General features: G+C 41.1%; 13 protein-coding genes, 1 tRNA gene and 1 pseudogene. 12 read left to right on the top strand and 3 right to left on the bottom strand.

What is annotated here, in order from left to right; translation table 11 throughout:
• Window positions 1-72 precede the first annotated feature (72 nt).
• From DWX65_RS15185 to DWX65_RS09265, 3 genes are all read left to right on the top strand, one after another.
• Window positions 73-2292: a methyl-accepting chemotaxis protein gene (locus tag DWX65_RS15185; protein WP_118173325.1), complete on the top strand. Its 2220-nt coding sequence runs from the start codon at window positions 73-75 to the stop codon at window positions 2290-2292.
• Between the two features lie 187 nt (window positions 2293-2479).
• The gene (locus DWX65_RS09270) at window positions 2480-3541 is read left to right on the top strand and encodes an iron-containing alcohol dehydrogenase family protein (RefSeq protein WP_117841808.1); all 1062 of its coding nucleotides are present in this window, start codon (window positions 2480-2482) and stop codon (window positions 3539-3541) included.
• A gap of 111 nt (window positions 3542-3652) precedes the next feature.
• The gene (locus DWX65_RS09265; RefSeq protein ID WP_117841809.1) at window positions 3653-4177 is read left to right on the top strand and encodes a SpoVA/SpoVAEb family sporulation membrane protein; all 525 of its coding nucleotides are present in this window, start codon (window positions 3653-3655) and stop codon (window positions 4175-4177) included.
• Between the two features lie 266 nt (window positions 4178-4443).
• Here DWX65_RS09265 and DWX65_RS09255 read toward each other — a convergent pair whose 3' ends face one another.
• Window positions 4444-5337, bottom strand: a complete 894-nt coding sequence (locus DWX65_RS09255) for an ATPase (protein WP_118173323.1) — start codon at window positions 5335-5337, stop codon at window positions 4444-4446.
• Between the two features lie 68 nt (window positions 5338-5405).
• Between DWX65_RS09255 and spoVAD the strand changes: the two genes are divergently transcribed.
• The 3 genes from spoVAD to DWX65_RS09240 all read left to right on the top strand — a co-directional run bounded on the left by spoVAD (window position 5406) and on the right by DWX65_RS09240 (window position 7336).
• Complete coding sequence (gene spoVAD, locus DWX65_RS09250) at window positions 5406-6419, top strand: stage V sporulation protein AD (protein WP_117698952.1); 1014 nt, start codon at window positions 5406-5408, stop codon at window positions 6417-6419.
• Window positions 6420-6489: 70 nt separating this feature from the next.
• Window positions 6490-6846, top strand: a complete 357-nt coding sequence (gene spoVAE, locus DWX65_RS09245; protein ID WP_118173322.1) for a stage V sporulation protein AE — start codon at window positions 6490-6492, stop codon at window positions 6844-6846.
• Between the two features lie 79 nt (window positions 6847-6925).
• Window positions 6926-7336, top strand: coding sequence for a hypothetical protein (locus DWX65_RS09240; protein ID WP_199535044.1), 411 nt, complete (start codon window positions 6926-6928; stop codon window positions 7334-7336).
• Window positions 7337-7462: 126 nt separating this feature from the next.
• Here the strand turns inward: DWX65_RS09240 and guaB are convergent, their stop codons facing one another.
• Window positions 7463-8920 (bottom strand): IMP dehydrogenase, encoded by a 1458-nt coding sequence (gene guaB, locus DWX65_RS09235; protein WP_022244357.1) that lies wholly within the window; start codon window positions 8918-8920, stop codon window positions 7463-7465.
• 202 nt (window positions 8921-9122) lie between these two features.
• Between guaB and hisA the strand changes: the two genes are divergently transcribed.
• From hisA to DWX65_RS09210, 5 genes and pseudogenes are all read left to right on the top strand, one after another.
• The gene (gene hisA / locus DWX65_RS09230; RefSeq protein WP_022244358.1) at window positions 9123-9902 is read left to right on the top strand and encodes a phosphoribosylformimino-5-aminoimidazole carboxamide ribotide isomerase; all 780 of its coding nucleotides are present in this window, start codon (window positions 9123-9125) and stop codon (window positions 9900-9902) included.
• A 19-nt stretch (window positions 9903-9921) separates the two neighbouring features.
• Entirely contained in the window at window positions 9922-11250 is a 1329-nt protein-coding gene (gene glnA / locus DWX65_RS09225; RefSeq protein WP_118173321.1) for a type I glutamate--ammonia ligase, read from the top strand.
• 33 nt (window positions 11251-11283) lie between these two features.
• The gene (locus DWX65_RS09220) at window positions 11284-11832 is read left to right on the top strand and encodes an ANTAR domain-containing response regulator (protein ID WP_117698948.1); all 549 of its coding nucleotides are present in this window, start codon (window positions 11284-11286) and stop codon (window positions 11830-11832) included.
• A 56-nt stretch (window positions 11833-11888) separates the two neighbouring features.
• On the top strand, window positions 11889-13103 hold the full coding sequence (locus DWX65_RS09215; RefSeq protein ID WP_117841815.1) for an LL-diaminopimelate aminotransferase: 1215 nt from the start codon (window positions 11889-11891) through the stop codon (window positions 13101-13103).
• A gap of 75 nt (window positions 13104-13178) precedes the next feature.
• Window positions 13179-13594: pseudogene (locus DWX65_RS09210) on the top strand (GH36-type glycosyl hydrolase domain-containing protein); the annotation flags it as partial.
• Window positions 13595-13907: 313 nt separating this feature from the next.
• On the opposite strand, the gene DWX65_RS09205 reads toward DWX65_RS09210, so the two are convergent.
• A tRNA-Gly gene (locus DWX65_RS09205) sits at window positions 13908-13980 on the bottom strand.
• 111 nt (window positions 13981-14091) lie between these two features.
• Here DWX65_RS09205 and DWX65_RS09200 point away from each other — a divergent pair.
• On the top strand, window positions 14092-14541 hold the full coding sequence (locus DWX65_RS09200; RefSeq protein ID WP_022244363.1) for a hypothetical protein: 450 nt from the start codon (window positions 14092-14094) through the stop codon (window positions 14539-14541).
• Window positions 14542-14594: the final 53 nt, after the last annotated feature.

Raw genomic sequence — 14594 nt, 5'->3', positions numbered from 1 at the left:
GAAGACGTAAAGAGCGGACAGAAACAGCGGGAAGAAAGATATGCTTACAATTGGAAAAACGGGGTAATACGGATGAAGACAAGAAAGCAGTTGGAAGTAAAGAAAGAGAAGCTTAAGAAAGTAAAGCCAAAAAAGGAAAAGTTAAAGAAAGAAAAGGTAAGAAAACCGAAGAAAGAACGGATTAAGAAGGAAAGACCGGCAAAACAGACGGAAAGAAAGCCACAGCCGAAGAAAACAGGCAACAGTAGAAAGGCTGCGAAGGATAAGGGAATGGGGCTTCGTGGCATTCAGGTAAAATTAATCGGGGCATTTATGATTCCGGTTGTCCTGTTTGTTATCATCGGTTTTATGATTTATTCAAAGTGCAGTACTACCTTGAATAGTACATACGAGGCTTCTGCAAATACCAGTGTTGGTACATTGGAAGAGTATCTCGGACTTGGTTTTGAGAATATTGAACTGATGGCAACACGTCTTTCTATTAATTCTGCAATTACAAGTTATTATACAGGTTCAGAAGTAAAGTCAGAGTCTATGCTGATGGATGCAAAGGTTGCATTGAGCAATGAATCTACTGCAGACAAATTCATCGATCATATTATAGTTTGTGCGAAGAGTGGAACAGCATGCAGTGAAAAGGGTGCAATCCGTGGAGATGTATATAATGCGTTTGTTGAGTCGGAAGAAGGAAAGAATGTAGAGTCTGAGATTGGCATGGGAAGTATGTGGATCAGCAGCCATCCAGCCATTGATGAAGTCACCGGATATGACAGTGATGAGTATGCATTATCTCTTGTTACCGTTCTTAAGAATAATAGCAATAAATCTGTTGGATATATCATCATTGATGTTAAGACAAGCTTTATCCAGGATATATTAGACAATGCACAGATTAGTGATAACAGCATCAAGGGCTTTGTATTAGAGGATGGAAGCCAGGTGTTAAGTGGAGATAGTGATATAAAATTTACAGATACGGACTTTTATCAGGAAGCATTAACAGGAGAAAATCTGCAGGGTTCTAAAGAAGTGTCTTATGAGGGCGCAGATTATCTGTTTACATACAGCAGGATTGAAGGTACGAATATGCTGGTATGTGCCATGGTTCCGCAGAAAGAGATTATGGCAGGTGCACAGGCGATTCTCAGATATACGTTAATTGCCGTAGCAATATGTGCAGTTATTGCAATCATGGTAGGTTCCGTTCTTGCAAGCGGAATTTCCAAAGCAATCCGTAAGGTTAACCGTGTCTTAAAGAAGACCTCCGATGGAGATTTGACCGGACAGATTAGCATGAAGCGTAAGGATGAGTTTAATGTGTTGTCATCCAGCATTACCAATATGATTGGCAGTATGAAGGATCTGATTCTCAAGATGACCAATGTCAGTGGTCATGTTTCTGATTCGGCAGTCCAGGTAGGAACCAACTCCGAAGTTTTATTGGAAGTAACAAAGGATATCACGGAAGCAGTGGATTATATCAACAGTGGTATTTCCCAGCAGGCACAGGATACGGAAAGCTGCCTGGAGCAGATGAATGGTCTGGCAGAAAGAATCAATGTTGTACATGAGAATACTGATGAAATCAGCGAAATTGCCCAGGAAGCCCAGGGAGCAATTGAAAATGGTATGGTTATCGTAGCAAACCTGGGTGAAAAAGTTCAGGGTACAACGGAAGTAACAGAGACCATCATCCGGGAAATCAGAGAACTGAACAAAGAATCTATTGCAATTAACAGCATCATCGGAACAATCAATGAGATTGCAGAACAGACTAATCTTTTGTCCTTAAATGCATCAATTGAGGCGGCGAGAGCCGGTGAAGCAGGAAGAGGATTTGCAGTAGTTTCTGAAGAAATCCGTAAACTGGCAGAACAGTCCGGAAATGCGGGTAATCAGATTGGTGAGATTATCAATCATATTCAGGAACGTCTGGCAGCTACCATCGAGACAGCTGGACTTGCAGGCGAGAGCGTTGCATTCCAGACAGAAGCATTGAATAATACCGTTGATGTATTTAAGAATATCAGTCAGCAGGTAAGCAAGCTGGCAGAGGATGTTGAGAAGATTACCCAGAGTGTGGGTGGCATCGAACAGGCAAAAGAAGATACCATGAATGCCATCGAAAGTATTTCAACGACCTCTAACCAGACAGAATCTGCATCTGAAGAACTTGCCCGTAGTACAGAGAAACAGTTACAGGCAGTAGAAGTATTAAATGATGCGGTAAAACGGCTTCAGATGGATGCAGAGGATCTGGATACATCAGTAAGTATCTTCAAGGTACAGTAAGGAATATAATTTGGCAGTCAGGTTTCTGGCTGCCGTTTTTTTCGCAAAGAATCCGTAAGAAGCTGCCAGTGACAGGTTCTGTAGGGCGAGCTTGATATTATGGCATAGAATACATATAATAAAAGTCAGAGTATTTCAAAAGTTTGAGAAATCTAAGAAGTTGAGATAGAAAAGAGGAGAAATAAATATGCAGACAGGAAAAGCAATTTCAGTTCCGGCAATTCTGAAAGTCGGAAATGGCACGTTAAATCAACTGGGAAGTTATTTAAAGGGAGAAGGCTTAAAGCAGGTAGTCATTTTTCTTGGAAATGGTTTGATTGATATGTTTGGTGAGACTGTAATGGAATCACTGAAAAAAGAAGAAATTACAGTATTGGAGTATAGCGAACTGGATACCGTTGATATTGATGATATTATAACGCTTGCATTTTCCATGCCGAATAAAACGCAGGCAGTTATTTCAATTGGTGGCGGAAAAGTAATCGATGCCGGAAAATATGCCGCATTTTTAAGAAATATTCCATTTATCAGCGTGCCGACCTCCAGCTCCAGTGATGGATTTTCTAGTGCCAGCGCCTCCCTTTTGGTGCATGGCAAGAGAACTTCGGTTCCGGCAAAACTGGCTTATGGCATTGTGGTGGATACGCAGATTATCCGCACGGCACCAGAGAAATTTATTTATTCCGGTATCGGAGATATGATTTCAAAAATCACAGCATTATATGATTGGATTTATGAGGAAAAATGTGGTTACTCTACGGTAAATGATTTTGCGGTTATGATAGCGAAGAAAGCGGTGAACAGTTTTGTCCGGACTCCATATCAGAGCATCAAAGATGAATTGTTTTTAAAAGAACTGGTGGATTCTCTAGCCATGAGCGGAATTGCCAATGAAATAGCCGGAAGCAGCGCACCGACCAGTGGAAGCGAGCATTTGATTTCCCACGCACTGGACAAATTATTGGAAGTGCCACAGTTACACGGTATTCAGGTCGGTATTGCAACCTATATCATGAGCAAGGTGCACAATCACAGATATGTGCGGGTACAGACCGTATTGGAAGAGACCGGATTTTTTGATTTTGCAGCAACACTTCAGATGAAAAAGAGCGATTTCCTTGCGGCAATTGATTTGGCACCGTCTATTAAGCCATTCCGTCACACTTACCTTCACGAAGAAAAATACCGGGAAGAAGCAAAACGCCTGGTGAGAGAAGATGAAATCTTAAATCGTATATTGGTTGACTGACATTCATAAGGAACTGCCGGGCATCCGTAAGAAGCTGCCGGTGTATGTATAAAAGAAACAAGTTTTGCCATACTAAGAGAAAAATATTATATTATTTAGGAAGGTTTTAGCATGGCAAAAAGTGAATCAGAAAAAGATATGCGGCAAAAAAATGAAAATCTGAATAAAACAGTACAGGAGCAGGATGTTGCGGAAAGAAACCAGGCATATAACGAATATGTAAAGCAGGTAACACCAACGCATAATCTTGCCCTGAAAATGTTAAAAGCATTTGTGACCGGCGGAATTATTTGTTGTATTGGCCAGGTGATTTTAAATATTGCACAGAACGCAGGACTGGATAAAGATACTTCCGGTGGCTGGTGCAGTATGATCCTTGTCCTCATGAGCGTAATTCTTACCGGTCTTAATATTTATCCATCAATTGCAAAATTTGGCGGGGCAGGAGCCCTCGTTCCAATTACCGGATTTGCCAATTCAGTGGCGGCTCCTGCCATCGAATTCAAAAAGGAAGGTCAGGTCTTTGGTATTGGCTGCAAAATTTTTACCATTGCGGGTCCGGTAATCCTTTATGGAATCTTTACAAGCTGGCTACTTGGGGTCATATACTGGATATATCAGCTGATAGCGAGGTAAATTGGGCAAAATCGTTCAAAAACAAGAGAATTTTGCCCAAAAGAAGTAGAAAAGCAAGACTTTATCAAGGAAGAGGAGTCGTGTCCCGCGGTAAATTGGGCAAAATCGTTGAGGAACAAGAGAATTTTGCCCAAAAGGAGAAGAAAAGAGAGACTTCACCAAGGAAGAGGAGCCGTGCCCGGAGGCAGATTGGGCAAAATCATTGTGAAACAAGAGAATTTTGCCCAAAAGGAGAAGAAAAACAAATTCACAAAGTCAGCTTCCCGCTAATTCCCAAAATAGTAATGAATTAATTGCTCGGCATAAGCAGAATCAAAGGGATGCTCACTTGTTTCATAAGTAGTAATTAATTGAATGGATGGGATAATGTTATGTGCGGTGTAAAGCTGAAGCTTGGAAAAGACATTCTTTCGATAAGAAGGAAAATCCATCAGACCAAAATGCTCCCAGTAATAAAATGCTCCTGTTTTAGGATGACGAAGCGTGAAATCAGGGTGCAGGGTAGTTTTGCCTAAACACAGTGCACATTCATAACGAAAAGGAATACGGTTATGTGAGAGCAGTGTTGCAATCAGTGCTTCTGATTTGGAACGGACCATCAGACCGGAAGCAGATTTGTGAATCCGTTGTTCCGGGTATTTGATATTGTATTCAAAATCAGCATTCATCCATTGATTTAATTCTGTGGAAATGGGTTGGAGGACAGTGTGAAATAATTCACAATAGGGAGAAGATTCTTGAAAAAGAGTTTCAATTTTAGAAGGATGTGAGGCAAGGGTGTCAATACAGGTGCGGATTGTCTGTCGCTCAAAAGAGAGGGACTGCAGTTTTAGTTCTAAATATTTTTTCCGGGCCATGACTTGAGCAAAATTTTTCTCTTTCTTGGGAATATAAAACTGTTGGGATAGAAGTTGATGATACCACTTGGTATAGTTGCCATTGTGGGTACAATAAAGAGTGCCGGGTGGCAGAGTGGAAAGTTCATCCTGAATGGCAGAGATTTGCTCCGTAAGATTCTTATAATGAGATAATAGTTTATTATAGATGTCAGTTTCTCCTTTCTCAAAAAGTTCAATGGAAATATTGAAAAATGTTGAAATTAATTGCTGCCATGGATTTATTACAGCATAACCGTAGATAGAAGTAAAGAAAAGAAACATGAAAAATTTCTGAAAAATACATAAAATGCCAGAACCTGGACATGCTAATCACAAAAAGGAGTGATGACATGTCTGAGGTAAAGGGAAAACAGAGTCTTCGCTTTGCGAAGACTCCTTTTATTTTAAATTCGGCATCAGTGGTCGGAAAGAAAGAAGGAGAAGGACCACTGGGAGAGTATTTTGATGTGATTGGAAATGATGACAAATTTGGATGTGAGTCATGGGAGGAAGCAGAAAGTACCTTGCAGAAGGAAGCAGCAACCCTGGCATTGGGAAAATCTGGGCTTACGCCGGAAGAAATCCGTTATATTTTTGCAGGAGACCTGTTGGGTCAGACTATAGCAACATCCTTTGGACTTCTCGACTTTGAAATTCCGCTGTTTGGTGTGTATGGAGCCTGCTCTACGGCAGGGGAATCCATGTCACTTGGAGCAATGTGCGTGGCGGCAGGATTTGCAGAAAATGTCCTGACGATTACATCCAGTCATTTTGCCAGCGCGGAGAAACAGTTCCGATTTCCGCTGGAATATGGGAATCAGCGTCCCATGTCGGCTACCTGGACGGTTACCGGAAGTGGTGCCTATGTATTGTCCACCCAACGGACTCATGTAAAAATCAGTGGAATCACCACCGGAAAAATTGTGGACTATGGAATTCATGATTCCTTAAATATGGGAGCAGCGATGGCTCCGGCAGCAGCAGATACCATAGCAGCACATTTTACGGATTTTGGAAGCAAGCCGGAAGAATATGACCGTATTATAACAGGGGATTTAGGAACTGTCGGACAGGAAATCCTATTTGATTTGCTAAAGAAAAAGGGCTATGACATCGAGAACAATCATTCAGATTGCGGAATCGAAATTTTTGATGCAAAAGAACAGGATACGGATGCCGGCGGAAGCGGCTGTGGCTGCAGTGCTTCTGTTTTATCTGCTTATTATCTGCCGAAGATTATTTCAGGGGAATGGAAAAAGGTGTTATTTGTGCCAACCGGAGCATTGCTTTCCACAGTAAGTTATAACGAAGGGAAAAATGTACCGGGAATTGCCCATGGAGTAATGCTTGAGTATGTGCCGTAACAAAAGCCTGGTAGATAATAAAAAGTAATAATAGTTTTGATAAGAATGATGGAAGAAAGGAAAAGAACACATGGATTATGTGAATGCATTCTGGGTAGGAGGCCTGATATGTGCCCTCTGCCAGATTTTAATGGAAAAGACGAAAATGCAGCCGGGACGGATTATGGTGCTATTGGTATGTTCCGGAGCTGTTTTGGGAGCAATCGGTGTATATCCGTCTTTCGTGGAATTTGCAGGAGCGGGAGCATCGGTGCCATTGTTAGGCTTTGGCAATACGCTGTTTAAGGGAATTAAGGAAGCAGTTGATGCCAATGGATTTATCGGAATCTTCATGGGTGGATTTACGGCAACGGCGGTAGGAATCTCTGCTGCATTGGTATTTGCCTATCTGGCATCCCTGATATTTGAACCAAAGATGAGAAAGTAGAAAATCCACACAGAAGATGCATAGAAAAGGATAGGTTGGAAACAATAAACTTGAAATCAATAAAAAGGAGATATTGAACATGAAGAAATTAAGAAAACTGGTGTTGACCATGATGGTAATGTGCCTCTTTGGCAGTATGGCAGCCTGTGGTAATAGAAATGGAAATGAGGAAAATACCACGGAAAACGGAGCAGGAAGTAACAATACCACCAATAAGAATGACACAGACAATAAGAATAACACAAATGACAAGAATAACGGTACCACAGATAACGACAAGGATAATCGTGACAATACCACAAACAATGGAGATAATGGCGACGGTGTGGTAAATGATGTGACAGATGGAGTAGTAGATGGCGCAGAAGATATTGTAGATGGTGTAGATGATGCAGTAGATGATGCCGGAACCGGAATTAAAGATGCTGTGGATGATGCGACAACCGGAACCAATGGAAATGGTAATAATAATGCAAAAACAGCAAGATAGTTTTGAATAAAGATTTTTAAATGCCAAAAAAAAGGATTGAAAACTCAATGAAAAGTTTTCAATCCTGTTTGGTATAATATGAGTACCACGATGGCTCATATAAAATTGTTTCTCTTGGTGAAAAACTTATTTGTCATCAATACTGTAGTTTGGTGCTTCTTTTGTGATATGAATGTCATGTGGATGACTTTCCTTTAAGGAAGCAGCAGTAATCTTAACGAAACGGCCTCTTTCCTGTAATTCTGGAATAGTAGGACATCCGCAGTAACCCATACCGGAACGGATACCACCGATTAACTGGAATACGGTATCTTCAAGACTTCCCTTGTAAGCCACACGTCCTTCAACACCTTCCGGAACAAGTTTCTTAGCACCTTCCTGGAAGTAACGGTCTTTGCTTCCATTTTCCATAGCTGCAAGAGAACCCATACCACGGTAAACTTTGTATTTTCTTCCCTGATATAATTCGAAGGTTCCAGGAGCTTCGTCACATCCTGCGAACATACTTCCCATCATACATACATTACCACCGGCAGCTAAAGCCTTGGTCATGTCTCCGGAGTACTTGATACCACCATCGGCGATGATTGGAATACCATATTCTTTTGCAACTGCAAAGGCATCCATGACAGCAGTAATCTGAGGAACACCGATACCTGCAACCACACGGGTAGTACAGATAGAACCAGGTCCGATACCAACCTTAACAGCATCAGCACCAGCTTCAATTAAAGACCTGGTTGCTTCACCGGTTGCTACGTTACCTGCGATAACCTGAAGATCAGGATAAGCAGCTTTGATTTTCTTAACTGCATTTAAGATATTTAAGGAATGTCCATGTGCGGAATCTACAACGATTACATCGACATGGGATTTTACCAGTGCATCGATACGGTCCATCATGTTAGCAGTAATACCAACAGCAGCACCACAAAGCAGTCTGCCTTGGTCATCCTTTGCGGATAATGGATATTTAATCTGTTTTTCAATATCTTTGATTGTGATAAGGCCTTTTAAGTGAAAATCTTTATCTACAATTGGAAGCTTTTCTTTTCTTGCCTTAGCGAGAATTTTTTTCGCTTCGTCTAATGTGATTCCTTCCGGAGCAGTAATAAGACCTTCGGAAGTCATGCTTTCTTTAATTTTCTTTGTATAATCTGTTTCGAATTTCAAATCACGATTAGTGATGATGCCGACTAATTTTCCGTTTTCTGTAATAGGAACTCCGGAAATGCGGAAGTTGTGCATTAGATCTTCTGCGTCAGCTAATGTATGATCTGGGGATAAGAAAAATGGGTCTGTGATAACTCCATTTTCGGAACGTTTTACCTTGTCCACTTCCTCCGCCTGAGCCTCGATAGACATGTTTTTGTGGATGATTCCGATACCACCCTGTCTTGCCATAGCGATTGCCATACGATGTTCAGTTACTGTGTCCATTCCAGCACTCATCATTGGAATGTTCAATTTGATTTTCTTAGTCAGGTAAGTGGTAAGATCAATCATATTAGGAGTAACTTCCGAATATGCAGGAACCAGCAAAACATCATCAAATGTAATTCCTTCACCGATAATTTTACCCATTTTCTCGTTTCCTCTCTTTCTTATTAAAAAGTGTGTAATATAATAAAGCCTTTAATTTCTCAATTCTAGCAAAAAAATAATATACTGTCAATTGTTAAAACAACTATTCCATTTTATATAAAAATATGTTATTCTTTTAAACGGACAACGGGGTCAACCAAGGGTGAACGTTGTCCTTTTTTCAAACAGAGGGGGAAAAAGGATGGAATTTCGACCGTGCATAGACATCCATAATGGCAAGGTCAAGCAGATTGTGGGCGGAAGCCTTAAAGATGAAGGAAATCAGGCAAAAGAGAATTTTGTGGCGGAACAGGATGCCGCTTATTTTGCAGAATTTTATAAAAAAGATAAGATTCGTGGCGGACATATCATTCTGCTGAATCCGTCAGACAGTTCTTATTATAAAGAAACGAAACGTCAGGCACTGCTTGCACTTCACACATATCCGGGCGGTATGCAGGTTGGCGGCGGCATTCATGCAGAGAATGCCAAAGAATTTATCGAGGCAGGAGCCAGTCATGTAATTGTGACATCCTATGTATTTAAGGATGGAAAAGTAAATTATAATAATCTGGAAAAAATTCTTGCAGCAGTAGGAAAAGAGCACCTGGTTCTGGATTTGAGCTGCCGGAAAAAAGATGGCGACTACTATATAGTGACAGACCGCTGGCAGAAATTTACCGAAGAGAAAATCACGCCGGAGTTATTAGATAAATTAAAGGAATATGCGGATGAATTTTTAGTACATGCAGTAGATGTAGAGGGAAAAGCATCCGGCATTGAAGTCCCACTGGCAGAAATGTTAGGAGACTGGGGCAGAATTCCAATTACATATGCCGGAGGAGTCGGCAGTTTTGAAGATTTAAAGCAGTTAAAAGAACATGGAAAAGGCAGGCTTAATGTGACGATAGGCAGTGCATTAGACTTGTTTGGCGGCAGAATGGCATATAAAGAGGTTCTGCAGTATATAAATCAAGTATAAGGAAAAGGAGAGCGGCAGTATGAAGTATACAAAACAGGATATTATCCGTATGGCAGATGAAGAAGATGTGGAATTTATCCGGCTTCAGTTTACGGATATGTTTGGAACCTTAAAAAATGTGGCAATTACACGAAGTCAGTTAGAGAAGGCACTGAATAATCAGTGTATGTTTGACGGCTCATCCATAGAAGGCTTTGTCCGGATTGAGGAGTCCGATATGTATCTCTACCCGGATTTAGACACATTTACTATTTTCCCATGGAGACCACAGCAGGGAAAAGTTGCAAGAATTATCTGTGACGTTTATTGTGCAGACGGAACACCTTTCGAAGGAGACCCAAGATACGTATTGCGGAAAGAGATTGCGCGTGCAGCAAAGATGGGCTATACCTTTGAGGTAGGACCGGAGTGTGAATTTTTCTTATTCCATACCGATGACAATGGTCAGCCCACAACCATTTCCCATGAGAAAGCAGGATACTTTGACTTAGGACCGGTAGACTTAGGTGAAAATGCAAGACGTGATATGGTGCTGACCTTAGAGGATATGGGATTTGAAATCGAGGCATCCCATCATGAAGTAGCACCGGCACAGCATGAAATTGATTTCCGTTATGATGAAGCATTGGCAACAGCCGATAAGATTATGACTTTTAAACTGGCAGTTAAGACCATTGCAAAGCGTCATGGCTTATTTGCAAGCTTTATGCCAAAGCCAAAATATGGAATCAACGGTTCCGGCATGCATATTAATATGTCACTTTCCCGGAATGGAAAAAATATATTTGATGACCCATCCGGTGAACTTGGTTTGAGCAAAGAAGCATATTATTTCATTGGCGGAATAATGAAACATATGAAAGGTATGTCCGCTATCACCAACCCACTGATAAATTCTTATAAGAGACTGGTTCCGGGCTATGAAGCACCGATTTACATTGCATGGTCTGCAACGAACCGCAGTCCGCTGATTCGTATTCCGGCATCCAGAGGAGCAGGAACCAGGGTGGAATTAAGATGTCCGGATCCGGCAGCCAATCCATATCTGGCATTGGCAGTATGCCTTGCAGCAGGCTTAGATGGAATTGAAAATAAGTTTATGCCGCCGGAAGAGGTAAGAGAAAATGTATTTGAAATGAGACTTTCCAGGAAAGTGGAAAAGGGTATTGAATCACTTCCGGGAGATTTAATGGAAGCAATCGAAGAGTTCGAACACGATGATTATATCAAAGGGGTTTTAGGACCACATATTACAGAGAAATATGCAGAAGCCAAGAAGGCTGAGTGGGCGGACTACAGAGCCCAGGTGACACAGTGGGAGATTGATGAGTATCTGTATAAGATTTAGTTGATGTAAGAAAATGCTACAGGAGATAAGAACTTGATTAATGTTATTGTTGCATTCCCTAAGATAGAAAACGCTAAAAGTATAAAAAATATACTTGTGCGCAGTGGATTTCATGTAGATGCAGCAGTCACAACAGGGGCTCAGGCATTGCAGTATGCGAATTCGTTAGATGGAGGTATATTGGTCTGCAGTCCAAGATTTGTGGACATGATGTATACTGAACTGCATGAATATATTCCTGCTACATTTCAGATGCTTCTCGTTGCTTCGCCGGATATCTGCAATGAGCACGAAGTTGCTGATATTATGTGCCTTTCCATGCCGCTTAAGGTGCACGAACTGATACAGACGGTAGAGACCATGTCTTATACTATTACCAGAATGCGTAAGAAACGGCGTATGGAACCGAAGGTACGGAGCGAAGAGGAAAAACGCATGTTACAGGATGCCAAAGAACTTCTGATGGTACGGAATAACATGAGTGAAGAAGAAGCACACCGGTATATCCAGAAACGGAGTATGGATAATGGAACCGGACTCATCGAGACGGCACAGATGATTTTGAGCCTTATGCATGCATAAGTATGAAAAATAGGTTAAATATAGTAGATTATTTAGAGAGAAGAAAAGGAGATATTATGTATCAGATTAATGAAAACTACCAGAAATTACCAGGAAGCTATTTATTCAGTACCATTGCCAAAAAGGTAAATGCATTTACCCAGGCAAATCCGGATAAGAACATCATCCGTCTTGGAATCGGGGATGTTACCCAGCCAATCGCTCCGGCAATTATTGAGGCTTTACATAAGGCTGTTGATGAGATGGCAGATCCTGCAACCTTCCATGGATATGCACCGGATTTGGGATATGATTTCCTGCGTAATGCTATTGTAAAAAATGATTATCAGGCAAGAGGATGTGCAATCGAAGCAGATGAAATTTTCGTATCCGATGGAGCAAAGAGTGATTCTGGAAATATTCAGGAATTATTCGGACCGGATGTAAGAATTGCTGTATGTGACCCGGTATACCCGGTATATGTGGATTCTAATGTTATGGCTGGAAGAACCGGTACATATAACCCGGATACCCAGATGTGGAGCAATGTAATTTATATGCCATGTACCAGAGAAAATAATTTCGTGCCGGAATTCCCGAAGGAGACACCAGATGTAATTTATCTGTGCCTGCCAAATAACCCGACAGGAACAACCATTACCAAAGCACAGTTACAGGAATGGGTTGATTATGCAAATAAAGAAGGTGCATTGATCATTTATGATGGCGCTTATGAAGCATATATTTCAGAAGCAGATGTTGCTCATACCATTTACGAATGTGAAGGCGCACAGACCTGTGCCATCGAGATTAAGAGCTTCTCAAAGAATGCAGGATTTACCGGAGTACGTCTTGGATATACTGTAGTACCAAAGGATTTGAAATGCAATGGCGTATCTTTACATGATATGTGGGCAAGACGTCACGGCACCAAATTCAACGGCGCACCTTATATCGTACAGCGTGCCGGTGAAGCAGTATATTCCGAAGCTGGAAAAGCACAGTTAAAAGAACAGGTTGCATATTACATGAAAAATGCAAGCGTAATTAAGAGCGGTCTGAAAGAAGCAGGCTTCGAAGTATTCGGTGGTGTAAATGCACCATATATCTGGTTAAAGACACCGGAGCAGATGACATCCTGGGATTTCTTTGATTATCTCTTAGAGAATGCCAATGTAGTAGGAACACCGGGATCCGGATTCGGACCAAGTGGAGAAGGATACTTCAGACTGACAGCATTCGGAACATATGAGAATTCAGTTGCAGCATTAGAGAGAATTAAGGCATTATAAGTCAGTATCATAAGGAAATACGAAAATATGGAAATATGGAAGGGACAGTGATTTTAATTGCTGTCCCTTTTTGGCATCCGATATAACAGGCAATACGGACATTTTGACAATGAGAAAAGAGAATATGTAATTGACCGGGTGGATTTGCCGGCATCCTGGACAAACTACCTTGGCGTAAAAGATACCTGTGTGGTCGTAAATCATACAGCGGGGGCTATATGTTTTACAAGACACCGGAGTATCATCGTGTAACAAGATTCCGGGCGAATGGAGTTCCAATGGATCGTCCGGGACATTATGTATATATCCGCGATGAAGAAGACGGAGATTACTGGAGTGTTTCCTGGCAGCCGGTTGGCAAATCACTGGATGAAGCAAAATATACCTGCCGTCATGGAATGAGTTATTCCAAATACAGCTGTGATTACAAAGGAATTGCAGCAGAGCAGACCTTAGTTGTTAAGATAAAATTTTACCCGAAGATGTACGATTGGCACATGAAATGACAGAAAGGTTAAAAATTTTATCAAAGTATTCTTTTCCCAAAAAACCTTCTTACGGAAGTAATAAATGCGACAAACGGAAACATTATTTTAGCATCAACCATATTTGGAAACACACCAAAGGTTGCAGAAAAGAACTATTATGTAGGAACAAATTTAGCGGTTGCAAAACAGGCATTAAATGAAAGACATTTTCTTAACCAAAAATAGCGAAAATCTGGTTAAGAAAGTAAGAATTTAAGAATTAGAAAAATGCTGTAAACCCGCATAAATCAAGGCTTACAGCATCCCCAAAAATTAGAGCGATAGACGGGGCTCGAACCCGCGGTCTCGACCTTGGCAAGGTCGCGCGTTACCAACTACGCCACTATCGCATTTGTGCTGAACACGAAACTTACTATACTATAAGAAAAAGGGTTTGTCAAGTGTAATATTAGAAAAGTTTTCACATAAAATACAATAAGCAAGAAAGCAGGAGGACTCCCTTGAGTGCAAAGACAAAGATTGTAGTGCTTCATATGAAGGAACTGATTTACACAGGAATTTTTGCGGTACTTGGAATATTACTGGTATTATTGTTGGTCTATATGTTTTCTCCGGATAAAGATGAGGAGAGTCGGGAGACCATGAAATATGTGGCAGGGGTATATACGTCTTCCATCATATTTAATGATAAAACCGTGGATGTGGAGGTTGTGGTGGATGAGAATAAAATCAATTCCATTTCGCTGGTAAATCTCGATGAAACTGTAACCGCAATGTATCCGTTGATGCAGCCGGCGCTGGATAATTTGAAAGAACAGATATATGAAAATCAGTCAACGGATAATCTCAGCTATTCCGATGATAACCAGTATACGTCCATGGTGCTGATTCACGCCATTGATGATGCCCTGGAAAAAGCAGCGGCTGCCCCGGAGACAGAGGCGGAGTAACAGTATAAAATGATACGACAGAAATAGCAAAAGGAAAACAAGAAAAAGGCTTG

The sequence above is a fragment of the Roseburia sp. AF20-18LB genome, assembly GCF_003461185.1.
Taxonomy (GTDB): Bacteria; Bacillota; Clostridia; order Lachnospirales; family Lachnospiraceae; genus Roseburia_C; species Roseburia_C amylophila.
The sequence above is the reverse complement of the archived record's forward strand: the minus strand, read 5'-3'. Positions and strand labels throughout refer to the sequence as shown.

Excerpts from the sequence above, each read along its gene's own strand:
- DWX65_RS09255 (WP_118173323.1), bottom strand. The coding sequence starts at position 5,337 with ATGTTTCTTTTCTTTACTTCTATCTACGGTTATGCTGTAATAAATCCA.
- DWX65_RS09215 (WP_117841815.1), top strand. The coding sequence starts at position 11,889 with ATGTATCAGATTAATGAAAACTACCAGAAATTACCAGGAAGCTATTTA.
- DWX65_RS15185 (WP_118173325.1), top strand. The coding sequence starts at position 73 with ATGAAGACAAGAAAGCAGTTGGAAGTAAAGAAAGAGAAGCTTAAGAAA.
- hisA (WP_022244358.1), top strand. The coding sequence starts at position 9,123 with ATGGAATTTCGACCGTGCATAGACATCCATAATGGCAAGGTCAAGCAG.
- spoVAD (WP_117698952.1), top strand. The coding sequence starts at position 5,406 with ATGTCTGAGGTAAAGGGAAAACAGAGTCTTCGCTTTGCGAAGACTCCT.
- DWX65_RS09270 (WP_117841808.1), top strand. The coding sequence starts at position 2,480 with ATGCAGACAGGAAAAGCAATTTCAGTTCCGGCAATTCTGAAAGTCGGA.
- DWX65_RS09265 (WP_117841809.1), top strand. The coding sequence starts at position 3,653 with ATGGCAAAAAGTGAATCAGAAAAAGATATGCGGCAAAAAAATGAAAAT.
- guaB (WP_022244357.1), bottom strand. The coding sequence starts at position 8,920 with ATGGGTAAAATTATCGGTGAAGGAATTACATTTGATGATGTTTTGCTG.
- spoVAE (WP_118173322.1), top strand. The coding sequence starts at position 6,490 with ATGGATTATGTGAATGCATTCTGGGTAGGAGGCCTGATATGTGCCCTC.
- DWX65_RS09240 (WP_199535044.1), top strand. The coding sequence starts at position 6,926 with ATGAAGAAATTAAGAAAACTGGTGTTGACCATGATGGTAATGTGCCTC.
- glnA (WP_118173321.1), top strand. The coding sequence starts at position 9,922 with ATGAAGTATACAAAACAGGATATTATCCGTATGGCAGATGAAGAAGAT.